This window comes from Micromonospora sp. MP36 (assembly GCF_008119785.1).
Classification (GTDB): domain Bacteria; phylum Actinomycetota; class Actinomycetes; order Mycobacteriales; family Micromonosporaceae; genus Micromonospora.
The window spans coordinates 18,124-40,522 of sequence record NZ_VSFA01000064.1 but is presented as its reverse complement, the minus strand read 5'-3'; the positions used below and the strand labels follow the sequence as shown (position 1 = coordinate 40,522).

21 protein-coding genes and 1 pseudogene are annotated in these 22,399 nt (G+C 73.2%); 7 read left to right on the top strand and 15 right to left on the bottom strand.

Going from position 1 to position 22,399, the window contains the following annotated elements:
• The coding region (locus FXF52_RS29075; RefSeq protein ID WP_370518038.1) for a transposase at window positions 1-525 on the bottom strand (525 nt) is incomplete at its 3' end.
• 82 nt (window positions 526-607) lie between these two features.
• The gene (locus FXF52_RS29070; protein ID WP_148801524.1) at window positions 608-2,482 is read right to left on the bottom strand and encodes a PucR family transcriptional regulator; all 1,875 of its coding nucleotides are present in this window, start codon (window positions 2,480-2,482) and stop codon (window positions 608-610) included.
• A gap of 99 nt (window positions 2,483-2,581) precedes the next feature.
• Here FXF52_RS29070 and FXF52_RS29065 point away from each other — a divergent pair, with 99 nt between their 5' ends.
• On the top strand, window positions 2,582-3,868 hold the full coding sequence (locus tag FXF52_RS29065; protein ID WP_222870732.1) for a serine hydrolase: 1,287 nt from the start codon (window positions 2,582-2,584) through the stop codon (window positions 3,866-3,868).
• A gap of 64 nt (window positions 3,869-3,932) precedes the next feature.
• On the opposite strand, the gene argG is transcribed toward FXF52_RS29065, so the two are convergent.
• The 3 genes from argG to FXF52_RS29050 all read right to left on the bottom strand — a co-directional run bounded on the left by argG (window position 3,933) and on the right by FXF52_RS29050 (window position 6,998).
• On the bottom strand, window positions 3,933-5,384 hold the full coding sequence (gene argG, locus FXF52_RS29060) for an argininosuccinate synthase (protein WP_148801522.1): 1,452 nt from the start codon (window positions 5,382-5,384) through the stop codon (window positions 3,933-3,935).
• A 62-nt stretch (window positions 5,385-5,446) separates the two neighbouring features.
• Window positions 5,447-6,307 (bottom strand): RNA methyltransferase, encoded by an 861-nt coding sequence (locus tag FXF52_RS29055; RefSeq protein ID WP_255472447.1) that lies wholly within the window; start codon window positions 6,305-6,307, stop codon window positions 5,447-5,449.
• A gap of 58 nt (window positions 6,308-6,365) precedes the next feature.
• A complete protein-coding gene (locus tag FXF52_RS29050; RefSeq protein ID WP_255472446.1) occupies window positions 6,366-6,998 on the bottom strand; it encodes a dihydrofolate reductase family protein in 633 nt (210 codons plus the stop codon).
• Window positions 6,999-7,051: 53 nt separating this feature from the next.
• Here FXF52_RS29050 and FXF52_RS29045 point away from each other — a divergent pair, with 53 nt between their 5' ends.
• Together FXF52_RS29045 and FXF52_RS29040 are read left to right on the top strand one after the other, a co-directional pair.
• Complete coding sequence (locus FXF52_RS29045) at window positions 7,052-7,654, top strand: thymidylate kinase (RefSeq protein ID WP_148801520.1); 603 nt, start codon at window positions 7,052-7,054, stop codon at window positions 7,652-7,654.
• 18 nt (window positions 7,655-7,672) lie between these two features.
• Complete coding sequence (locus FXF52_RS29040) at window positions 7,673-8,101, top strand: GNAT family N-acetyltransferase (RefSeq protein WP_148801519.1); 429 nt, start codon at window positions 7,673-7,675, stop codon at window positions 8,099-8,101.
• A 60-nt stretch (window positions 8,102-8,161) separates the two neighbouring features.
• On the opposite strand, the gene FXF52_RS29035 is transcribed toward FXF52_RS29040, so the two are convergent.
• From FXF52_RS29035 to FXF52_RS29020, 4 genes and pseudogenes are all read right to left on the bottom strand, one after another.
• Window positions 8,162-10,366 (bottom strand): transglycosylase domain-containing protein, encoded by a 2,205-nt coding sequence (locus FXF52_RS29035; protein ID WP_148801518.1) that lies wholly within the window; start codon window positions 10,364-10,366, stop codon window positions 8,162-8,164.
• Between the two features lie 99 nt (window positions 10,367-10,465).
• Window positions 10,466-11,360: pseudogene (locus tag FXF52_RS29030) on the bottom strand (hypothetical protein).
• Window positions 11,361-11,509: 149 nt separating this feature from the next.
• Window positions 11,510-12,616: an SPFH domain-containing protein gene (locus tag FXF52_RS29025; protein WP_148801517.1), complete on the bottom strand. Its 1,107-nt coding sequence runs from the start codon at window positions 12,614-12,616 to the stop codon at window positions 11,510-11,512.
• Window positions 12,617-12,621: 5 nt separating this feature from the next.
• Window positions 12,622-13,095, bottom strand: coding sequence for an NfeD family protein (locus FXF52_RS29020; protein WP_148801516.1), 474 nt, complete (start codon window positions 13,093-13,095; stop codon window positions 12,622-12,624).
• 92 nt (window positions 13,096-13,187) lie between these two features.
• Between FXF52_RS29020 and FXF52_RS29015 the strand changes: the two genes are divergently transcribed.
• Window positions 13,188-14,501: a serine hydrolase gene (locus FXF52_RS29015; RefSeq protein ID WP_148801515.1), complete on the top strand. Its 1,314-nt coding sequence runs from the start codon at window positions 13,188-13,190 to the stop codon at window positions 14,499-14,501.
• 153 nt (window positions 14,502-14,654) lie between these two features.
• Here the strand turns inward: FXF52_RS29015 and FXF52_RS29010 are convergent, their stop codons facing one another.
• Window positions 14,655-14,996: a DUF2975 domain-containing protein gene (locus FXF52_RS29010; RefSeq protein ID WP_148801514.1), complete on the bottom strand. Its 342-nt coding sequence runs from the start codon at window positions 14,994-14,996 to the stop codon at window positions 14,655-14,657.
• A gap of 71 nt (window positions 14,997-15,067) precedes the next feature.
• Window positions 15,068-15,880, bottom strand: coding sequence for a DUF3097 domain-containing protein (locus FXF52_RS29005; protein WP_148801513.1), 813 nt, complete (start codon window positions 15,878-15,880; stop codon window positions 15,068-15,070).
• A 171-nt stretch (window positions 15,881-16,051) separates the two neighbouring features.
• On the opposite strand from FXF52_RS29005, the gene FXF52_RS29000 reads away from it, so the two are divergent.
• A complete protein-coding gene (locus FXF52_RS29000) occupies window positions 16,052-16,846 on the top strand; it encodes a hypothetical protein (RefSeq protein ID WP_148801512.1) in 795 nt (264 codons plus the stop codon).
• 34 nt (window positions 16,847-16,880) lie between these two features.
• Here the strand turns inward: FXF52_RS29000 and FXF52_RS28995 are convergent, their stop codons facing one another.
• The 4 genes from FXF52_RS28995 to fabG form a co-directional block, all read right to left on the bottom strand.
• Window positions 16,881-17,747 (bottom strand): HAD-IIA family hydrolase, encoded by an 867-nt coding sequence (locus FXF52_RS28995; RefSeq protein ID WP_187413767.1) that lies wholly within the window; start codon window positions 17,745-17,747, stop codon window positions 16,881-16,883.
• Window positions 17,696-18,727: a ferrochelatase gene (locus FXF52_RS28990; RefSeq protein WP_148801510.1), complete on the bottom strand. Its 1,032-nt coding sequence runs from the start codon at window positions 18,725-18,727 to the stop codon at window positions 17,696-17,698. Before FXF52_RS28990 ends, FXF52_RS28995 begins: the two co-directional genes overlap by 52 nt.
• Before the next feature lie 110 nt (window positions 18,728-18,837).
• On the bottom strand, window positions 18,838-19,605 hold the full coding sequence (gene fabI / locus FXF52_RS28985; RefSeq protein WP_148801509.1) for an enoyl-ACP reductase FabI: 768 nt from the start codon (window positions 19,603-19,605) through the stop codon (window positions 18,838-18,840).
• A gap of 23 nt (window positions 19,606-19,628) precedes the next feature.
• The gene (gene fabG / locus FXF52_RS28980; protein WP_148801508.1) at window positions 19,629-20,333 is read right to left on the bottom strand and encodes a beta-ketoacyl-ACP reductase; all 705 of its coding nucleotides are present in this window, start codon (window positions 20,331-20,333) and stop codon (window positions 19,629-19,631) included.
• Window positions 20,334-20,489: 156 nt separating this feature from the next.
• On the opposite strand from fabG, the gene FXF52_RS28975 reads away from it, so the two are divergent.
• Together FXF52_RS28975 and FXF52_RS28970 are read left to right on the top strand one after the other, a co-directional pair.
• Window positions 20,490-21,719, top strand: coding sequence for a sensor histidine kinase (locus FXF52_RS28975; RefSeq protein WP_148801507.1), 1,230 nt, complete (start codon window positions 20,490-20,492; stop codon window positions 21,717-21,719).
• Window positions 21,716-22,378: a response regulator transcription factor gene (locus FXF52_RS28970; RefSeq protein WP_148801506.1), complete on the top strand. Its 663-nt coding sequence runs from the start codon at window positions 21,716-21,718 to the stop codon at window positions 22,376-22,378. Before FXF52_RS28975 ends, FXF52_RS28970 begins: the two co-directional genes overlap by 4 nt.
• Window positions 22,379-22,399 lie beyond the last annotated feature (21 nt).

Sequence of the window (22,399 nt, the reverse complement as noted above, 5' to 3'; positions counted from 1 at the left end):
CCATCTGACACGCCCCACCTGCCGGGTCAACTCGGCCCGCAGGCTCCCCCGCGACTGCACGTAGATCGCCTGGTAGATCGTCTCGTGGGACACCTGCAACTCCGGCCGGTCGGCGAACGTGGCCCGCAACCACGCGGCGATCTGCTTCGGAGACCACCTACGAGCCAGTTTCCCCGCCACCACCTGCCGCAGCCGCGTGCCCATCCCCAGCTTCGACGCCTTCGGCCGACGCCTGGCCGCGTCAGCCCGCCGCTGCGCCCACTGCGCCTGATACCCCCACCGATACGGCGCCCGAGCCCGCCCCGGCGGCAACGACCGCCCGAGCGGGTTCTTCGTCCCATGCCGCGCACTGTGATAACGGGCAACCTCCCGCGACACCGTGCACACCGGCACCCCTAACAGGCCCGCGATCTGCGTGATCGTCCGCCCTGAACCCCACAGATGCTCCAACACCTGCCGATGCCCGAACGTCAACACACCCGGCCTCGCCACCAGCACCCCCAGCCCAACCAAGATCAGTTGCACTGAAGCCTAGAAACCACCTCCGACTCGCCGCCGCCAACTTCATGATCACCGCAGGATCCCGGGGCAGGCGGGGGTGGGTGGGTCAGGGGGTGCGTACGGCGTCCAGGGCCAGCAGGGCCACGTGGAGGGAGAGGCAGGCCTCGACCGAGTCGAGGTCGACGTCGAGGATCCGGCCGATCCGGGCCAGCCGCTCGTAGAACGCCGGCCGGGACAGGTGCGCCGCCGCGGCCGCCGCCGACTTGTTCCGGCCCTGCTCCAGGTACGCCCGCAGGGTGCCGAGCAACTGCTCGCGGGGATGCCGGGCGTCGTACGCCAGCAGCGCACCGAGTTCCCGCTCCACGAAGGTCTGCAGGCGCGGCTCGTCCCGCAGCAGGTGCAGCAGGCCGGCCAGCCCGACGTGCGGCAGCCGGAAGATCGGCAGATCCCGCCGGTCCCGGCGGGCCGCCTCGGCGATCTGCCGCGCCTCGACCAGTGAGCGGCCCGCCTCCCGTAGGCTGCCCACCCCGGACCCGGCCGCGATGATCACCGCTGCCGGAGCGGCCGCCCGCGGCGGGACGGCAGTCGGACGGGCCGGCCCGTCGGCGGCACGCGGCGCGCCGACGGCGACGGGACGGGTGGCCACGTCGACCGGGCGGGGGGCGGGCCGGGGGCCCGGCGGGCGGGCCGGGACGGCGTCGAGGCGTACCCGGCGCAGCGCGGCGGCGAGCGCGGCGAGCGCCTTCTCCTCGGCGGCCGGGTCGGCGAGGGCGAGCAGCGCGCCGACCGCATGGTCGTCGACGGCGCTGGTCAGGGCGGTGAGCCTGGCCTCCCGGAGCGCCTGGCCGACCGACTCGGCGAGGTCGCGCAGCCGGGCTGGGCCGGCCTCCGGACCGGACTCCCCGGCCTCCGCCGCGTCGTCGGCCCGGTACCGCACCACGACGCCGACCAGGTGGCGGCGGTCCAGCGTCACGCCGAGGGCCTTGGCCCGCAGCGCGACCTCGTCGACCGGACGGGAGTGGTCGATCAGGGCGGTGAGCAGGGTCCGGTGGATCTGCCGTTCCAACCCCTCGGCGTCGCGCCGGATCAACCGGCCGAGGGCGAGCGTGGAGGCGGCCCGCTCGATGAGGATGGTGAGCCGGGTGGGCGGGGTCGGCCGGGTGCCGTCGATCCCGTCGAGCGGGACGCTCTCCGGCGGGCGGTCGTCGGTGGCCAGCAGCCGGTCGGCGCCGCCCGTGGTCAGCTCGCCGCCGGCCGGCCAGCGCAGCAGCAGTCGCCCCCAGTCCTCGCCCCGGGCGCCGACGGTGGTGACCAGCCACCCGCTGTCCGGGTCGTACGCGGTCCGCCCGGCGGGCCGGATCCGCCGCGAGTGCTGCTCCCAGCCGTCGAGCAGCAGCTCGGCGCTCTCCCCCGCCGGGTCGTACGCGAGCACCCGCCGGGACAGGTTCTCCAGCACCACCGGGCACCCGGCCAGCTCGGCGGCCTGCCGCACCACGTCTTCCGGGCCGGCGCCCTCCACGGAGAGCTCGGTGAACCGCTGGTGGATCTCCTCGGTGGCCCGCAGCTCGGTGAGCTGGGCGTCCACGATCAGCGCGTGCACCGCCTCGGTGATCCGGACGAACGGGGTGGCCCGGCGTAGCTCGACCAGGGGCAGCCCGCGCCGCTCGGCGGCGGCGGCCATCACCCGGGGCACTCCGCTGAGGTAGCGGCGACCGAGCTCGACGACGAGCCCGGACACCCCGACGTCGGCCAGGTCGTCGATGAACGCGCGCAGCCCCGCGTCGTCCGGAGGTAGCCCGATGCCGGTGGTGAGCACGAGTTCCCCGCCGCCGAGCAGGGTGGCGATGTCCGGCACCTCGGCCACGTGCACCCAGCGGACCGGGCGGTCCAGCCCCGCGTCGCCCGCGACCAGGCGCGGGGCGCCGTGGCGTACCGGCACCAGGGCGAGCACTTCACGGACGGTAGGGAACACGGGCGTCACGCTACCCTGCGTCACCGCCGATCTCGAAGACCCGCCGCCGCCACGTCCCGAGTCCGTCGAGTAGCGTCGCCTTGATCGTGATCAATCGGAGGGGGAGGCGTGGACGGGACGACGGTACGGTCGGTCAGCCGACGGACGTTCGGGAAGCTGGTGGGTGCCGCGGGGGTGGGCACGCTCGGCGCGGGGGCGCTGGGGGCGGTGCCGGCGAGCGCCGCGGTGGACACCTGGACGGCGTCCGGCACCGCGGTCAGCTCGCTCAGCGCGTTCGACGACACCATGAAGGCCTTCATGCAGGCCCGGCACATCGAGGCCGGCCAGCTCGCGGTGACTTACCAGGGGCGGCTGGTGCTGGCCCGGGGCTACGGCAACAACTCGCCGCAGTACATCCAGCCCACCTCGTTGTTCCGGGTGGCCAGCCTCTCCAAGTCGTTGACCGCGGCGGCGATCGTCCGGCTCGCGCAGGACGGCAAGCTCAACCTCGGTGACCCCATCACCAAGTTCCTGAACCTGACTCCGCCGGCCGGGCAGACCGCCGACCCCCGGCTGAGCCAGGTCACCCTCTGGCGGCTGCTCCAGCACACCGGCGGCTGGGACCGGGACCTGACCGCGTTCGACCCGGTGTTCAAGGACCGGGTCATCGCCAACGCGCTGGGCGTGCCGATGGAGCTGACCCACGCCGACGTCATCCGGTTCATGTCCGGCCAGCCGCTGATGCACGACCCCGGCTCGACCGTCTCCTACAGCAATTACGGCTACCTGCTCGCCGGCCGGATCATCGAGAAGGTCACCGGCCTGCCGTACGAGACGTACGTGAAGCAGGAGCTGCTCGCCCCGCGGGGCATCACCCGGATGGCGACCGGTTGGACGATCAGCCGACACAGCGGCGAGGTGGGCTACCACTCCCAGTACACCGGTCCGACCGTGCTGGACAACTCGGGCACGATCGTCGACGCCCCGTACGGCACGTTCAGCATGCGCATCCACGACGCCAACGGCGGCTGGCTCGCCTCCGCGGTGGACCTGGTCCGCTGGGCGGCAACCTTCGACAGTGGCAACACGGTGCTGAACAGCACCTCGCTCGGCCGGGTCTTCGCCGTGCCCAACCCCACCGGGGTGAACGCCGACGGCTGGTACTACGGCCTGGGCTGGCAGGTGCGCCCGGTCAGCGGCGGCACCGGCCGCAACACCTGGCACACGGGCAGCTTCGCCGGCACGTACAGCATCATGGTCCGCACGTACCACGGGATGAGCTGGGCGGCCGTGTTCAACCAGCGCGACGACGAGTCCGGGCTGAGCTACGGCGCGATCGACTCGGCGCTCTGGACCGCCTCCCGCGCGGTGACCAGCTGGCCGACCCACAACCTCTGGTCCACGTACTTCGGCTGACCGATGTGGCGGCGGGGCGGTCACCGCCCCGCCGTCACAGCGCATCCCGTTCCCGAGGCGTCGCTCAGTCGACGCCGAACTCCATCGCGGCGCGGTCGAGTGCCTCGTCGTCGGCGGAGGAGACGCCCCGGGAGGCGATGGCTTCCGCGCCGCCCTGGGGCATCGCACCGATCAGCCCGGTCGAGGCTGCCTGTGCGGCGCCGACCATCCGTTGCGGGGTCGCGCCGCCGACCATGCCGAGGGTGGCGTACTGCTCCAGCTTCGCCCGCGAGTCGGCGATGTCCAGGTTGCGCATGGTGAGCTGGCCGATCCGGTCCGACGGGCCGAACGCCGAGTCCTCGGTACGCTCCATCGACAGCTTGTCCGGGTGGTAGCTGAACGCCGGGCCGGTGGTGTCCAGGATCGAGTAGTCCTCGCCCCGGCGCAGCCGCAACGTCACCTCGCCGGTGACCGCCGTGCCGACCCAGCGCTGCAACGACTCGCGCAGCATCAGCGCCTGCGGGTCCAGCCAGCGCCCCTCGTACATCAGCCGACCGAGGCGGCGGCCCTCGTTGTGGTAGTTCGCCAGCGTGTCCTCGTTGTGGATGGCGTTGACCAGCCGTTCGTACGCGGCATGCAGCAGCGCCATGCCGGGCGCCTCGTAGATGCCCCGGCTCTTGGCCTCGATGATCCGGTTCTCGATCTGGTCCGACATGCCCAGGCCGTGCCGGCCGCCGATCGCGTTGGCCTCCAGCACCAGGTCGACGGGGCTGGCGAACTCCTTACCGTTGATCGTCACCGGACGGCCCTGGTCGAAGCCGATCGTGACATCCTCGGTCGGGATCTCCACCGACAGGTCCCAGAACCGGACTCCCATGATCGGGTTGACCGTCTCGATGCCGGTGTCGAGGTGCTCGAGGGTCTTCGCCTCGTGCGTGGCGCCCCAGATGTTGGCGTCGGTGGAGTATGCCTTCTCGGTGCTGTCCCGGTACGGCAGGCCGCGTTCGAGCAGCCACTCCGACATCTCCTTACGTCCGCCCAGTTCGGTGACGAAGTCGGTGTCGAGCCACGGCTTGTAGATGCGCAGCTGCGGGTTGGCCAGCAGGCCGTACCGGTAGAACCGCTCGATGTCATTGCCCTTGAAGGTCGAGCCGTCGCCCCAGATCTGGACGTCGTCCGAGATCATCGCCCGCACCAGCAGGGTCCCGGTCACGGCCCGGCCCAGCGGGGTGGTGTTGAAGTACGCTCGCCCGCCCGAGCGGATGTGGAAGGCCCCGCAGGTCAACGCTGCCAGGCCCTCCTCGACCAGGGCGGCGCGGCAGTCGACCAGGCGGGCGACCTCGGCGCCGTAGCTGAGCGCGCGACCGGGCACCGAGGCGATGTCGGGCTCGTCGTATTGGCCGATGTCGGCGGTGTAGGCGCAGGGAACGGCGCCCTTGTCGCGCATCCATGCGACCGCTACCGAGGTGTCGAGGCCGCCGGAAAAGGCGATGCCGACGCGTTCGCCGGTGGGCAGGGAGGTGAGAACCTTGGACACGAGGAAGATTATGCACCAGCCCGCATCATCATGCAAACAGAAGTGCTCGACGCCGGCAGGGGCTACCCGATGCCGAACGATGGGTCGTCGCGACCCAGTTCCCAGAACGCCACCGCCGCAGCGGCGGCGACGTTCAACGAGTCCACTCCGCGCCGCATCGGGATGACCACCCGTACATCGCTGGCGGACTGGGCCGCCGCGGTGAGGCCGGGGCCCTCGGCTCCCAGCAGCAGCGCCGCCCGCTCGCGCTGCGCCGAAGTCAACCGCTGGATCGGTACGGCGTCCGGAGCCGGCGTCATGGCAAGCACGGTGAAGCCCGCTTCCCGCACCTGGTCCAAACCCGCGGGCCAGCGTTCGAGCTTGGCGTACGGCACCGCGAAGACCTCCCCCATGCTGACCCGCACGCTGCGCCGGTAGAGCGGATCGGCGCAAGACGGCGACAGCAGCACCGCGTCGATGCCGAGCGCGGCAGCCCCCCGGAAAATCGCGCCGAGGTTCGTGTGGTTGTTGACGTCCTCCAGGATCACCACCCGGCGGGCGGCGGCCAGCACCTCGGCGGCGGCGGGCAGCGGCTTGCGGTGGAACGAGGCGAGCACCCCCCGGTGCACGTGGAAGCCGGTGGCCCGCTGAAGCACCTCGGGGGTGGCCGCGTACACGGGGACGTCCCCGATGTCGAGGTCGGCGAGCTGGTCGACCCGCTTGGCGTCGACCAGGTACGACCGGGCCGGGTAGCCGGCCCGCAGCGCCCGCCGCAGCACCAGCTCCCCCTCGGCGATGAACAGGCCGTGCGGGGGCTCCCAGCGGGTACGCAGCTCCACGTCGGTCAGCGCGCGGTAGTCGGCGATCCGGTCGTCGTCGGGGTCGGTGATCTCGTGGACGGGCACCGGACGATTCTGCCTGGCCGGCCGCCGGGTCCCGGGCACCGGGCCGGGCGGGCGGCCACCGCCGGGTGGTGGGCGGCCCGGGGCCGCCCCACCCACCTCACGCCCGCACGTAGCGCAGCAGCACCGACCGGCCGTCGAAGCCCCGGGTCTCCACCAGCCGCAGGTCGAGCCGGTCCTTGTCCGGGAAGACCGGCGTGCCACCGCCGAGCACCACCGGGTGCACCACCACCTGGTACTCGTCGATCAGGCCCAGCGCGGTCAGCGCGGCCGCGGCACCGGAGCCGCCGGTCAGCAGCAGTTCCCCGCCGGGTTGGGCCTTCAGCTCGGTGATCTCGGCGGCGAGGTCGCGGCCGATCACCCGGGCGTCGTACTCGGCGCTCTCCAGCGTCCGGGAGATGACGATCTTCGGGGTACGCCGCCAGATCGGGGCGAACCCCAGGTTGTGCGGGTCCTGGGAGATCTGCTCCGCCCGCGGCCAGTACCACGACATCATCCCCGACGCCTTGCGGCCGTAGAGGAAGGCGTCGGCCCCGTCGCACAGCTCCAAGGAGTACGCGGAGATCTCCGGCCCCATGACCGGCCAGTCGAATTCGCCGTTCGGGCCCTCGATGAAGCCGTCGACGGACTGGTGCACCCAGTAGACGAGCTTGCGCATGGTGTCCTCCTGCTCGGTGGCGCCCCGGCGGGCGCGCTCACCCGTGAGTCGGAGCCGCCGCACGGGATCCGACACCCGCGCGGATATTTTTTCGCCGAGTTTGCGGCCGGCGGCTACCGTGCCGACCCGTGACCCACCCCGTGATGATCGCCCTGGTCGGTGTCGACGGCTCCGGCAAGAGCACCCAAGCCCGGGCCCTGGTCCGCCGGCTGACCGCCGGGGGCGTGCCGGCGACGTACTTCGAGAACGCTGGCGGGCGGCCGCTGTGGAACCGGCTCGCCCAGGCGCTCGGCCGGCCGGACGGGGTGGCGCTGTTCGGCCGTACCCTCTATCCGGCATTGGAGGCGACCGTCCGCGCGGTCGCGATGGCCCGCACGCTGCTGGTCAGCCGGCTGACCGGGCGGACGGCGGTGCTCGACCGGTGGACCTGGTGCCAGTACGTGATCATGGCGGCCCGCGGCGACCGGGGACGGCGCGCGGTCCGGGCCTGCTACGCCCTCTTTCCCCGACCCACCGTCGTCTGCTTCCTGGCGACCTCGCCGGAGGTGGCCCGGCGGCGGGTCCTGGCCCGCGGCATCGACACGGAGGAGCTGGCGCACCTGCGCGCGCTGGACGCCGCCTACCGGGCGCTGCCCGAGTTCGGGTCGTTCGTGGTGGTCGACGGCGACGGCGACCTAGACGAGGTGGCCGCGGCGCTGGACCGCGTGGTGTCGCCCCTGCTCCGGCGCTGACCGGGCTAAGTTCCGAAGGTGGACTACCACCTGGTCGACCGGCTGCCCACGGTCGAGGAGTTCGTCGCCGTCACCACCGCCGTCGGCTGGACCGAGGCGTACGACCCGGCGGCGATCCCGGCCTCGCTGGCCGCCTCGCTGCACGGGGTGGTGGCGGTCGAGGGCGACCGGGTGATCGGGATCGGCCGGCTGATCGGCGACGGCGCGATCTACTACTACCTGCAGGACCTCGCCGTGGTGCCGGAGCGGCAGCGGCGCGGCGTGGGCGCGGCGATCCTCGGCCGGCTGGAGGAGTGGATCGCTGGCCGGGCCTCGTCCCGCACCTTCGTCGGCCTGTTCGCCACCAGCGAGTCGATCAGCCTGTACCGGCGCTTCGGCTACGCCGTCCACGACGAGATGACCGGCATGTTCCACGTCGGCCCCCACCGCCCCGCCGGAGCGGGCTGAGCGGTAAGGAGGGGCCGCCGGTCAACGCCTCCGGCATGGCAGGGGCCCCTTCCTGACCGCTCAGCCGCGGCCGCGGTTCTGGAGCCAGCGCAGGAGGTCCTGCGGGAGGCCCCGGTCCTGCTGCTGCCGCTGCTGTGGCTGCGGGGTCGGCTGTGGCTGGGGGCGCTGCGGGTCGCCGGCCAGGTCCTGGCTCGGCGCGGTGAAGTCCTGCACCGGCTTGCCGTTCACCGCGGTCCGGATCACCCGGGCCACCGCGTCGATCACCTTCGCCTGCACCGCCGAGCCGACCAGGTCGGTCGAGTCGTCGGGGTTGGCCGCGATGCCGGCGACGGCGACCTGCGGGGTGAACCCGACGAAGGTCTCGGTGGCGTTCTGCTCGGAGCTACCGGTCTTGCCGGCGACCGGCCGGCCGACGATCCCGTTTACCCCGGTGGCGGTGCCGCCGTTGCACTGCCCGTACGCGGACTGCTGGCCGACCGGGCAGCGGGCGGCGTCGGTGGCGGCCCGGGCGATGTCCGGTTCCAGGACCTTCTTGCAGGACGGCTGGCCGACGTCGACCTTCTCGCCGTTGGCCGCGGTCACCGAGGCGACCGGCAGCGGGGAGCAGTACGTCCCCTCGGCGGCCACGGTGGCGTACGCGTTGGCCAGGTCGAGCGGGGTGGTGGCGGCGACGCCCAGGGTGAACGCGCCCCAGTTGGCGGCGTTGTCCTTGGCGAAGGCGGCGTCGGAGTCGGCCCGGAAGGTGATGCCGAGCCGCTGCGCCATCTCCACCACCTTGTCCTCGCCGACCTGCTCGGCCAGCCAGACGAAGTACGTGTTCACGGAGCGGCCGAAGCCGTCCCACATCATCCGGTAGCCGTCCATCCACTGCGGGTTGGCGTTGGCCGGGCACCACTTGCCATCGCAGTTGCCGTCGGCGTCGGAGGCGTAGCGGGTGGGCAGCTTGGCCGGGGCGTCGAAGCCGGTGGCGAGCGGCTTGCCGGCCTCCAGCGCGGCGAGCATGGTGAACAGCTTGAAGGTCGACCCGGCCTGGTAGCCGTCGACGCTGGCGCCGCCGGAGATCAGCGGGTTGACGGTGTTCGGGTAGTTGGTCTGCCCGGCCGGGTTGTCGGCCAGGCTGTAGTGCCGGTTGACCGCCATGGCCAGCACCCGGCCGGTGCCCGGCTCGACCGCCGCGATCGGCAGGGCGCGCTTGTTGTCGTACCCGTAGACCTTGGTGGCCTGCTGCTGCGCGGTCGCCTGGATCTTCGGGTCCAGCGTGGTGACGACCGTGTAGCCGCCGCGCCGCAGCGCCTGCTCGCGCTCCTTGACGGTGTTGCCGAAGGCCGGCTGGGTCAGCCACCACTGGCGCAGGTAGTCGCAGAAGAAGCCCCAGTCGTCGTGGCCCTGGGCGACCGCCGTGCAGCCGTTGGGCTGGGCGGTCGGGTGCAGGGTGAGCGGCTCCGCCTTGGCCGCGGCGGCCTGCTGCGCGGTGATCGCGTGGGTCGCCACCATCGAGTCGAGCACGTACGTCCGGCGCTGGAGCGCCTTGTCCTTGTTCCCGTCGATCGGGCTGTACTCGTCGGGCGACTGGACCAGGCCGGCGAGCAGGGCCGCCTCGCCCAGGGTCAGGTCGGCCGGCGGCTTGCCGAAGTAGCGCTGGCTGGCCGCGGCGACGCCGTACGCGCCGGAGCCGAAGTAGGCGATGTTGAGGTAGCGGTTGAGGATCTCGTCCTTGCTGAGGGTCTTCTCCAGCGCAGACGCGTACCGGATCTCCTGGAGCTTGCGCCCGACGGTCTGCTCGGTGGCCGCCTGCCGCTCCTCCGCCGTGCGGGTCGGGTCGGTCTTGAGCACGTTGCGGACGTACTGCATGGTCAGCGTGGAACCGCCCTGCTCGGTGCCGCCGCCCTTCACGTTGGCGACCAGGGCACGGACCATGCCGCGCAGGTCGGCACCGCCGTGGGAGTAGAACCGGCGGTCCTCGGCGGCCACGATCGCCTGGCGCATCACCGGGGCGATCTCCGCCAGCGGGACGTCGGTCCGGTTGACGTCGTAGAACGTCGTGATCAGCGTCTTGCCGTCGTTGGCGTAGAGGTAGGAGCGCTGCGGCTGCGCGGGGGTACGCAGCGCGTCGGGCAGTTGCGCGTACGCGCCCAGCACCGACTTGGTGACCAGCCCGCCGAGCAGATTGCCGGGCAGGGCGGCGACCGCGACGACGAGCCCGGCGAGGACGCCGGCGAGGAGCACGGTGAACAGGCGCGACAGCGGCGACCGGGGAGACGGCATGGCCCCCAGGATTGCCGCAAACACCGCCAACCGGCCACCCCGCCAGGCAACTGTCAGTTACCTCACGGCGACCTCCCAGCCACGCCGGCACCTGGTTGATCACGAGGTTGGCGGCGATGGGGATCTCCCGGACCGCCGCCACCTCATGGTCGCCGCTGGCAGGCCGCCGTCAGGTGGGCCTGGTGGGGTTGGTGGGGGCGGTGGGGGTGGCGAGGGCACTGGCGGCGAGCGCGTCGCGGGCGATGGCGGCGGGCACCAGGCGGCCGGAGCGGTAGCCGATGCCGATCCCCGAGACCAGCGCGAAGATCGCACCGAAGGTCTGCAACGAGCCGATCAGCGCGCCGGCCAGACCGAGCAGCGGGGCGGCGATCATCAGCATGATCCCGTCGCCGTAGGAGAACATCCCGGACCGGGCGACCGACCAGCCGGTGAGGAACCAGCCCACGCTGTAGCAGGTGGCACCGAACAGGACGAGGGTGCGCGCGGTGGTGCCGAAGACGGGCGCCTCCTGGGCCATCCCGGCGAAGGGCAGCATCAGCACCGTGCCAGCGATGCTCACCAGCAGCCCGGCCGCGGCGATCCGCCGGCACCGGGTGGCCGCCAGCAGGCCGGTGAGGGCCAGCAGCGCGAGCAGCCCCAGCCATACCGCGGCCACCCAGCCCACCAGGTAGAGCGGGTTGCCGTCGGCCGGGTAGGGATCGTTGCCCACCCCGCCATCGCTGGCCATCGCCACCAGGCCGTAGAGGATCGCGTACGCGGGCAGCAGCCAGACCGCCGCGCGGGCGAACCGGCGTACGGACCAGGCCCAGCTCGCGTTGGTGGCCGGGGCGGCCGGCCCCGGCTCCGAGACGAACGGCAGCACCCCGAACCCGCCCCCGGTACGCCGGGTGCCGAGCGGTCCGGCGGGATCGTGCGCGCCGGGGAACTGGTCCTTGGAGAACAGCTCCTTGGAGAAGAGGTCCTTGGAGAACAGCCTGTTCGCCGGATCCTTCATGCCTCACCTCGCTCCGCCCACGGGCGGCGCGGGACGCGTACGGCGCCCCGGTCCTGCTCACCACCCGTCCTCAGACCGATCGTGGCAGGCACCGGGGCGCCGCATGAGGCTTTCTCGCATTTGCCGTCCGGGGCGGACGGCCGTCCGGATCAGCCCCGTTCGCGCTGGTCCGACGGGTCGTTGAGCAGGCTCTCCGGGGAGACCGGCTCGGGGGCCGGCAGCCCCTGCGGGCCCTTGCCGCCGGTGGCCTGCGCCTCGGCGACGCGTACCTCGTTGTGGATCTCCTGGGCGGCGGTCGCGGCAGCCTGCGCGGCCTCGGCGGCCTCGCGCTCCACCTCGCCGGCGCCCTTGCTGGCCTCCGGCGACGGCACGTCACCGACCATGTTGGCCAGCCCGCCCAGCGCGCCGCCCATCCCCTCCAGGGCCTTGGTCAGCTCGGCCGGGACGATCCAGACCTTGTTGGCCGAGCCGTTGGCGATCTGCGGCAGCGCCTGGAGGTACTGGTAGGCGAGCACCTTCTGGCTCGGGTTGGCCTGGTGGATCGCGTCGAAGACGGTACGGATCGCCTTGGCCTGGCCCTCCGCCTGGAGGATCCGGGCCTGCCGGTCACCGTCGGCGCGCAGCACCGCGGCCTGCTTCTCGCCCTCGGCGGTGAGGATCTGCGACTGCTTGAGACCCTCGGCGTTGAGGATCGCGGCCCGGCGGTCCCGCTCGGCGCGCATCTGCTTCTCCATCGAGTCGCGGATGCTCGGCGGCGGCTCGATCGCCTTGATCTCGACCCGGGTGACCTTGATGCCCCACCGGCCGGTGGTCTCGTCGAGCACGCCGGAGAGGTGCCGGTTGATCTCCTCGCGGCTGGTCAGCGCCCGCTCCAGGTCCAGCGAACCGATCACGTTGCGCAGCGTGGTGACGGTGAGCTGCTCGATGGCCTGGAGGAAGTTGGAGATCTCGTAGGTGGCCCGGACCGAGTCGACCACCTTGAAGTAGAGCACGGTGTCGATCGAGACGACGAGGTTGTCCGAGGTGATCACCGGCTGCGGCGGGAAGCTGACCACCTGCTCCCGCATGTCGACCTTGGTACGCACCTTGTCGATGTACGGCACCAACAGGTTCAGCCCCGGGTTCAAGGTCCGCTTGTACTTCCCCAGGCGCTCCACCACGTCCTGGCGCTGCTGCGGCACGACCCGCACCGCCTTCACCAGCGTCACCACGACGATCACCGCTACAGCGATCAACACGATCGCGGCAAACTCCATACCCTTCACCTTTTCGCTTCGGGCAACCCGCCCGGGGTGGAAATGTCGTCCTGCCAGACCAGGGCGATGGCGCCCTGGACCTTTATCACCTGCACCCGCTCACCGGCGGCGTAACTCCGCGTCGCGTCGTACGCCCGGGCACTCCACAGCTCACCGTCGATCTTGACAAGCCCCCGCTCGGCGGTCACCGGCTCCAGCACCAGGGCCGTGGCCCCCTCGAGCGCCTCGATGCCGAACGGCTGCTCGCCGCTCTCCAGCGCCGGCCGGGCGTGCCGCCGGATCACCGGCCGGACCACCGCCACGCACAGCGCGGAGACCACGGCGAAGACCAGCGCCTGGAGCGCGACCGGGGCACCGAGGGCGGCAGCGCCGGCGGCAGCGAACGCCCCGGCCGCGAACATGATCAGGAACAGCGTCGTCGTGAAGATCTCGGCGACCGCCAGCAACACACCCAACACGATCCAGAACACGGCGTCCACCCCACGATCGTGACACGTCGACGCACGCGGCAACGACCCGAGATGATCTCCTAAGCTCGGCACCGCCGAACCGCGACGAGGAGGACCCCACCATGGCTCTGCTGCCGGAGACCGCCCGACAGGTGGACGCGCTGGTCGCGCGGGCCCAGGCCGAGGGGCGCGCACCCTCCCTCGCCCTCGGGGTGATCCGGGACGGCGCGCTCGCCCACCTCGCGGTCGCCGGCGAGCAGCCCCGCCCCGACGAGGACCTGCAGTACCGGATCGGGTCGATCAGCAAGACCATGACCGCCGTGCTGGTCATGCAGCAGCGCGATGCCGGCAGGCTGGCCCTGGACGACCCGCTGGAGCGGCACCTGCCGGGCACCCCGGTGGGCGCGCTCACCCTGCGCCAACTGCTCGGGCACGCCAGCGGGCTGCAGCGCGAGCCGGACGGGCAGTGGTGGGAGCGGACCGCGGGCGCCGACCTGGCCACCCTGCTCGCCGGGCTGACGCCGGAGAAGATCGCGCACCCGCCGCACCGGGTCTACCACTATTCCAACCTGGCGTACGGGCTGCTCGGCGGGGTGCTGGAGCGGATCACCGGTACCCCGTGGGCCGACCTGCTCCGCGAGCGGATCCTCGAACCGCTGGGCATGCGGCGCACCACCTACCACCCGACCGAGCCGTACGCCCGGGGCTACGTGGTCCACCCCTGGCACGACACCCTGCGCGAGGAGCCCCGCACCGACACCGGCGCCATGGCCCCCGCCGGCCAGCTCTGGTCGACGGTGGCGGACCTGGGCCGGTGGGCGGCGTTCCTCGCCGACCCGGCCCCGGACGTGCTCGCGCCGGCCACCCTCACCGAGATGTGCGCGCCCGTGGTGATCAGCGACCTGGACTCCTGGACCGGCGGGCACGGCCTCGGCCTGGAGCTCTACCGGGTCGGCGACCGGGTGTACGTGGGGCACGGCGGCTCGATGCCCGGGTACGTCGCCGGCCTCGCGGTGTACCGGCCCGGCCGGGCCGCCGTGGTCGACTTCGCCAACGCGTACGGCCTCAGCCGCGGCCACCACGTGGTCGGCCTCGCCCGCGAGGTGCTCACCCTGGTGCTGGACGCCGAGCCGACCCCGCCCACCCCGTGGCTCCCGGCCGCGGAGCCCGCGGCGGGACTGGCCGAGCTGACCGGCCGCTGGTGGTGGATGGGTCTGGAGTACGAGTTCCGTCCCGACCCGTCCGGCGACCTCGTCGGCGGACCGGTGGGTCGGCCGATCCTCCGGTTCACCGCCGAGGGCCCGGACCGCTGGCGGGGCCGCTCCGGCTCGCAGGACGGTGAGATCCTCACCGTGATCCGGGACTCCGCCGGGCACCCGGTCGCCCTCGACATCGCCACCTTCGTCTTCACCCGGACCCCCGACCAGGAACCCTGACCCCGCCACAGCCGGCCCCGGGCCGCCCGGCCGGAGGTGGCCGGCCCGGGCCGTCCGGGCACTGGATCGCTACCTACTGCGTGGTCAGTCCCCGACACCGGGTGCGCCCGATGGCTCGTCCTCGACCCACTCGAGCAGGTCGCCGGGCTGGCATCAGATCACCGCTTCCATGTCGGTGCGCAGCGTGGTGGCCTGCCGTAGCAGGGCGCGCATGACCACCATCAGGAGCCCCAGCGCGGCGACGCCGACGACCATCAGGAACAGCAGGAGCGGTAGGCCAGGGTCGTCCACGGTGAAGCCGATGTAGCGGAACACGCCCACGAGCACCACCCACGCGGCGGCGATGGCCCACACGATCGCGTCGACCCACCCCAGCGAGGCGGTGCTGAAGATGCGGTCGTTCCTGACCAGGGTGAGCAACTTCCAGGTGGCCACGATCACCACCTGGACGCACAGCACCCAGAACACCGTGACGGCAGTCAGCGGCCACCTCAGGTAGGCGAGGTCCGCTTCCTATCGAATGTCAATAGGTGTCGGTAATCCGGCCCGACTCGGGACGCGACCGCTCAACCGGGCTCCGTGACGAAGTCGATCAACCGTTCCATGGCATTGATCAGGGGCGTCTCCACGTCGGCGAAGCTGTCCACCCGGGACAGGATGTGCCGCCACATGTCCGCCGGCTCGGCCACCCCGAGGGCCGCGCAGACCCCCTCCTTCCAGGGCCGCCCCGGTGGCACCACCGGCCAGGCGGGGATGCCCAGCGCCTTCGGCTTCACCGCCTGCCACACGTCCACGTACGGGTGGCCGGTGACCAGCACGTGCGGCGAGGTCACGGCCGCCACGATCCGGCTCTCCTTGGAACCCGGCACGAGGTGGTCGACGAGCACGCCGAGCCGGCGACCCGGGCCGGGGCCGAAGGCGCGCACCTCGGCGGCCAGGGCGTCGATGCCGTCCAGCGGCTCCACCACCACGCCCTCGATCCGCAGGTCGTCGCCCCAGATCCGCTCGACCAGCGCGGCGTCGTGCACGCCCTCGACCCAGATCCGGCTGGCCTTGGCGACCTGCGCCCGGACGTTGTCGACCGCGATCGAGCCGGAGGCGGTCCGCCGGCGGGCGGCGGGCACCGGAGCGCGTACCGGCCGGCGCAGGGTGACCGGCCGGCCGTCGAGCAGGAACGCGGCCGGGAGCAGCGGGAAGTTGCGCCGCCGGCCGTGCCGGTCCTCCAGCACCACCGCGCCGGACTCGAAGCCGACCACCGCACCGCAGAACCCGGAGTCGGCGTCCTCGACGACCAGGTCCGGTTCGGCGTCCACCTCCGGGGTGACCTTCCGCCGCCGCCAGTCCCCCGCCAGCACGTCCTCGCCGTATCGCCCCGCCATGTCGATCACGCTAATCGCCGGCCCGGCGCGCCGCCCGCCGACGCGCCGCCCCGACCGCTCCGCGACGGCCGGCGCCGGCGAAGAACCGGGCGAAGCGGGCAGTTGGGGGCAGGTCACGCCACCGGAGCGGCAGTCGAGACAGGGGCGGCGGGGAACACGTACCCTTTCGGCATGTCCTCCCCCGCAACGGGCGCGGCCACCCTGGCTCCGCGCCGGTCGAGCCGGTTCGTTGCCTGGGTACGCGCCTGGCGGGCCGGCCTGGTGCCGTTCGACGAGGTCGCCGACGCGATCGCCGGCGACGAGGAGCACCTGGTCGCCGACGCCCCCGGCACCTGGACCGACGTGTCCCTGCGGGAGGCGCTGCCCAGCCTGGCGAAGCTCTCCCCGGACGAGATCCGGCTGGTGCTGCCCGCCCCGGGCGACCCGCGCGGGCTGCCCGGTCCCGGCGACTTCGCCGGCGCGGCGCTGCTCGCCGGCGAGGCGGTGGTGGCCAGCGGGCTCGGGCTGGTCCCGGAGGTGCGCAGCCACACCTCCGGATCCGGGATGACCTGGGAGACGGTGCTGTGGCGGGTGTACCCGCTGCCGGCGGACGCGCCGAAGGCGTCCCTCGCGGTGCCCGGCGCGGCCGAGGCCGAGGCCGAGCTGGCGGTCGCGCTCGCCGAGACGACCGCCGCGCTCACCCGGCTCGACGTGGCCCAGTGGCGGCCGGAGCTGGCCGGCGCCCTCGCGGCGCTGCGCCGCCCCGACGGCGCGACCGACCTGCCGCCCGGGTTCGACCCGCGGGCCCGCCGACTCTTCGCCCGTGCCGCGGTGCTGGACCGGGTGCTGGCCCTCGCCGGGGAGAGCGCCCCGGGCGGGGCGGTGAACACCTACGAGGCGCAGCAGCGGGACGCGGCGCTGCGCCCGCTGACCACCGCCTGCCGGCAGGCGCTGGTGGCCGCCTGCAACGCCCCGCTGCGCCCCTGACCGCGGGCCGCGGGCCGGCCGGGCCCGCTGCCGGTCAGACCTCGTCGATCAGGTCGGCGACCGAGTCGACGATCCGGGACGGCCGGTACGGGTAGCGTTCCGCCTCGGCCCGCGAGCTGATCCCGGTGAGCACCAGGATCGTCTCCAGCCCCGCCTCCAGGCCGCAGAGGACGTCGGTGTCCATCCGGTCGCCGATCATCGCGGTGCTCTCCGAGTGCGCGTCGATGGTGTTCAACGCCGAGCGCATCATCATCGGGTTGGGCTTGCCGACGAAGTACGGCTCCACCCCGGTCGCCTTGGAGATCATCGCGGCCACCGAGCCGGCGGCCGGCAGCGCGCCCTCGACGGACGGGCCGGTCGCGTCCGGATTGGTGCAGATGAACCGCGCCCCGTCGTTGATCAGCCGGATCGCCTTGGTGATCGCCTCGAAGCTGTAGGTGCGGGTCTCCCCGAGCACCACGTAGTCGGGGGCGAAGTCGCTGAGCACGTAGCCAACCGCGTGCAGGGCCGTGGTCAGCCCGGCCTCACCGATCGCGTACGCGGTGCCGCCCGGCCGCTGGTCGGCCAGGAACTGGGCGGTGGCCAGCGCGGACGACCAGATCGCCTCCTCCGGCACGTCGAGCCCCATCCGGGCCAGCCGGGCCTGCAGGTCGCGCGGGGTGTAGATCGAGTTGTTGGTCAGCACCAGGAACGGCTTGCCGGAGGCGCGCAGCTTCTTGATGAACTCGGGCGCACCGGGCACCGGCTGGCCCTCGTGCACCAGCACGCCGTCCATGTCAGTGAGCCAGCTCTGCACCGGCTTGCGGTCATGCATCTGTCGTCCCCAGGGGTGTCGGAGGTCGGTCGGGCTCAGGGCCGGCGGGCCGGGGGCACGCAGCACAGCGCCGGGCAGGTGCCCCACATGGGCAGCTCGCCGAGGCGCCGGACGGGCCGCTCGCCGGCCGGGGCGGTGCGTTCTCCGACCAGCTCGCGGACCATCGCCACGAAGCGCGGGTCGGTGCCCGGGGTGGCGGCGCGGACGAAGTCCAGGCCGAGCTGCTTGGCCGTCTCCAGCGCCTCGGTGTCCAGGTCCCAGACCACCTCCAGGTGGTCGGAGACGAACCCGATCGGGCTGACCACCACGCCGGTCACGCCCTGCTCGGCGAGGGCGGCCAGGTGGTCGTTGATGTCCGGCTCCAGCCACGGCACCTGCGGCGGCCCGGAGCGGCTCTGCCAGACCAGGTCGTACGGCAGGTCCGGCGCGGCGGCGGCGTGCACCAGCCGGGCCGTCTCCTCGAGCTGGGCGGTGTACCGGCCGCCATGCGGGCCGGCGGTGGCGGCCGCCGAGACCGGGATGGAGTGCGCGGTGAACACCAGCCGGGTGGTCTCCCGCTTCGCCGGGTCGAGCTGGGCCAGCGCCACGCGTACCGCGTCGGCGTGCGGCTCGACGAAGCCGGGGTGGTCCCAGAACTGGCGCAGCTTCTCGATCAGCGGGGCGTCCGGGCCGACCGCGGCGCGGGCGGCGACGATGTCCTCCTGGTACTGGCGGCACGACGAGTAGCCGCCGTACGCGCTGGTGACGAAGGCGAGGGCCCGCTTGATCCCGTCGTCGCGCATCCGCGCCACGGTGTCGGCGAGCATCGGGTCCCAGTTCCGGTTGCCCCAGTAGACCGGCAGGTCGACGCCGTTGGCGGCGAAGTCCGCGCGGATCGCCGCGAGCAGGTCCCGGCACTGCTGGTTGATCGGGGACACCCCGCCGAAGTGCAGGTAGTGCTCGGCGACCTCGGCGAGCCGCTCCGGCGGCACGCCCCGCCCCCGGGTGACGTTCTGCAGGAAGGGCAGCACGTCCTCGGGCCGCTCCGGGCCGCCGAAGGAGACCAGCACCAACGCGTCGTACGCCATGCGCCCATTCTCCCCCGACGGCCGTGACGGCCCCGCGACCACCCCGGGTCGGGGCGTTGGCAGGGCCCCCTCCTCCGCCGGAACGTCAAACAGGGGCCCCGCCTCGCGGCTCAGGCGCCGAGCGCGTGGTAGCCGCCGTCGACGTGGACGATCTCACCGGTGGTGGCGGGGAACCAGTCCGACAGCAGCGCCAGGCAGGCCCGGGCGGCCGGCTCCTGGTCGGTGAGGTTCCAGCCCAGCGGGGCCCGCTCGGCCCAGGCCTCCTCGAACTGCTCGAAGCCGGGGATCGACTTGGCGGCGATGGTGCGCAGCGGGCCGGCGGCGACCAGGTTGCTGCGGATGCCCCGCTTGCCCAGGTGCAGCGCCAGGTAGCGGGAGGCGGACTCCAGCCCGGCCTTGGCCACGCCCATCCAGTCGTACACCGGCCACGCCTTGGTGGCGTCGAAGGTGAGGCCGACCACCGCGCCGCCCGCCGACATCAGCGGCAGCGCCGCCATGGCCAGGGACTTGTACGAGTAGGTCGAGACGTGCATCGCGGTGGCCACGTCCTCCCACGGCGCGTCGAGGAACCCGCCGCCGAGGCAGCTCTGCGGGGCGAAGCCGATCGAGTGCACCACCCCGTCGAGGCCGTCGACGTGCTCGCGCACCTTGTCCGCGAGGCCGGCCAGGTGCTCGGCGTTGGTCACGTCCAACTCGATCACCGGCGCCGGCTCGGGCAGCCGCTTGGCGATCCGCTCGACCAGGGAGAGCCGGCCGTAGCCGGTGAGCACGACCTGGGCGCCGTTCTCCTGGGCGAGCTTCGCCACCGAGAAGGCGATCGAGGCGTCGGTGATGACGCCGGTGACCAGCAGCCGCTTACCGGCCAGAAGTCCGGACATTGCGCAATTCCTCCGTGCTCTGCTCAGTGACCCATGCCCAGGCCGCCGTCGACCGGGATGACGGCGCCGGTGACGTACGCGGCCGCGTCCGAGGCGAGCCAGGTGACGACCCCGGCCACCTCCTCCGGGCTGGCCATCCGGCCGGCTGGGATCGACTTGTGGATCTCCGCCTTGCGCTCCTCGGGCAGCACGGCGGTCATGTCGGTGTCGATGAAGCCGGGCGCCACCACGTTCGCGGTGATGTTGCGGCTGCCCAGCTCGCGGGTGATCGAACGGGCCACGCCGACCAGGCCCGCCTTGCTGGCCGCGTAGTTGACCTGGCCGGCACCGCCGGAGAGGCCGACCACCGAGGAGATGAAGATCATCCGACCCCACTTGGCCCGGAGCATCTTGGTCGAGGCCCGCTTGGCGCAGCGGAACGCGCCGGTCAGGTTCGTGTCGAGCACCCGGGTGAACTGCTCCTCGGACATCCGCATGATCAGGGTGTCGTCGGTGATGCCGGCGTTGGCGACCAGCACCTCGACCGGGCCGAGCTCGGCCTCGACGGCGGCGAACGCGGCGTCGACGGACTCGGCGTCGGTGACGTCGCACTTCACGCCGAACAGGCCGGCGGGAGCGTCGCCGCTGCGGTAGGTCACCGCCACCCGGTCGCCCTGCTTGGCGAAGGCCTGCGCGATGGCCAGGCCGATCCCCCGGTTTCCGCCGGTCACCAGCACGGTACGGGCCACGGTTCCCCCTCTGCTCAGCTGATCTCCCAATCGCTGGCGAGCCTAGGGGTTACCGGCAGGTAAGCGCTAACGCGGCCAGGTCACACCGGGGTACGACGCGGTGGCTCACCCCCTGGTGGGACGACGGTGACGGGGGCTACCCGTACGCTGCCGCTGATGGAGAAGCACCCTGTCCGGGCCGCCTGGCAGGCGCTGCGGCGGACCGTCGCGGGGCCGGACTTCCCGCCCGCCCGGCTGCCGGTGCAGCGCTGGCCCCGGCTGGCCCGGTACGCACGCCCCGCCGGCCTGCTCGCCGTGGTCGGTCTGTTCGCCGCCACCCTGGCCTGGGAGACCGACCGACGGCTGCCCGGGGTGGTGGCGATCCTGTTCGCGGCGCTGACCGTCGCACCGCTGCTCGCGCTGCCCCGGCGTCCGCTGCTCGCCTGGCGGCTCACCATCGTGGCCCTGCTCACCTGCACCTTCAACGCGCCGCCCGGCCAGGCGTGGCCGTGGAACCCGGTCCTGGTGCTCGGGTCGCTGCTCGTGCTCGCGGTGGTGGCGGCCCGGGTGGACCGGCCGGTGCTGGTCTGGGTCGGCCTGATCACCATGGTGCCGGTCCTCGACCTGGTCCGGCCCAGCCACCGGGCCGGCGTGGTGGTGCTGGTCGTGGCCCTGCTGGTGCTCGGCGACCTAGTCCGCGGCAACCGCGCCGGCCGCCGCGCCCTGGCCGAGCAGACCGAACTCAGCGAGCGGGAGAAGGAGCGCCGGGCGGTGCTGGAGGAGCGCACCCGGATCGCCCGCGAGATGCACGACGTGGTGGCCCACCACATGTCGATGATCGCCGTGCAGGCGGAGACCGCGCCCTACCGCCTCGGCGACCTGCCGGAGCCGGCCCGGGCCGAGTTCGCCGCCGTCGCCGGTTCGGCCCGGGAGGCGTTGACCGACATGCGCCGCCTGCTGGGTGTGCTGCGCAGCGAGACAGCAGGCCCGGAGACCGCGCCCCAGCCCGGCCTGACGGACCTGCCGGCCATGGTGGAGGCCGCCCGGCGGGCCGGCCTCGCGGTCACCCTGGACAGCCCGGCACCCGCCGCCAGGACGCCGACGCCGGTCGGGCTGGCCGCGTACCGGATCGTGCAGGAGGGGCTGGCGAACGCCGCCCGGCACGCCGCCGGCGCCGCGGTGCGGGTCACCGTCCGTCCCGGCCCGCACGCCCTGGCCGTACGAGTGGAGAACACCGCCGGCACCGGCGGGCCGACGGTGGCCGAGCGGGGCGCCGGACACGGGCTGACCGGGATGCGGGAACGGGCCCTCGCGCTGGGCGGTACGTTCGCCGCCGGGCCGGTCCCCGGCGGCGGCTACACCGTCGTCGCGGAGTTGCCGTACGACACGGAGGGTGCAGGCGGATGATCCGGGTGCTGATCGCGGACGATCAGGCGATGGTCCGGCAGGGCTTCGGCGCGCTGCTGGCCGCCCAGCCGGACCTGCTCGTCGTCGGGGACGCCGCGGACGGCGCAGCGGCGGTCGAGGCGTCCCGCCGGCTGGACCCGGACGTGGTGCTGATGGACGTGCGGATGCCGGTGCTGGACGGGCTCGCCGCCACCCGCCAACTGCTCGGCGACCGCCGGACCGACCGCCCCCGGGTGCTCATCCTGACCACCTTCGACCTGGACGACTACGTCTACGAGGCGCTGCGCGCCGGGGCGAGCGGCTTCCTGCTCAAGGACGCCCCCGCCGCCGACCTGGTGCACGCCGTCCGGGTGGTGGCGGCCGGCGACGCGCTGCTCGCCCCGTCGGTGACCCGGCGGCTGATCGCCGAGTTCGCCGCCCGCCCCGGCCGGCGCCGGCCCCGCCCGACCGACCTGGCCGCGCTGACCCCCCGGGAGACCGACGTGCTCCGGCTGATCGCCCGGGGCCGCTCCAACACGGAGATCGCCGCGGACCTCGTGGTCGCCGAGCAGACCGTGAAGACGCATGTCGGGCGGATCCTGGCCAAGCTCCAGCTCCGCGACCGCGCCCAGGCCGTCGTGCTGGCCTACGAGACGGGTCTGGTGGCCGCCGGCGAGTAGCTCCCCGGTAGCACGCCGGGA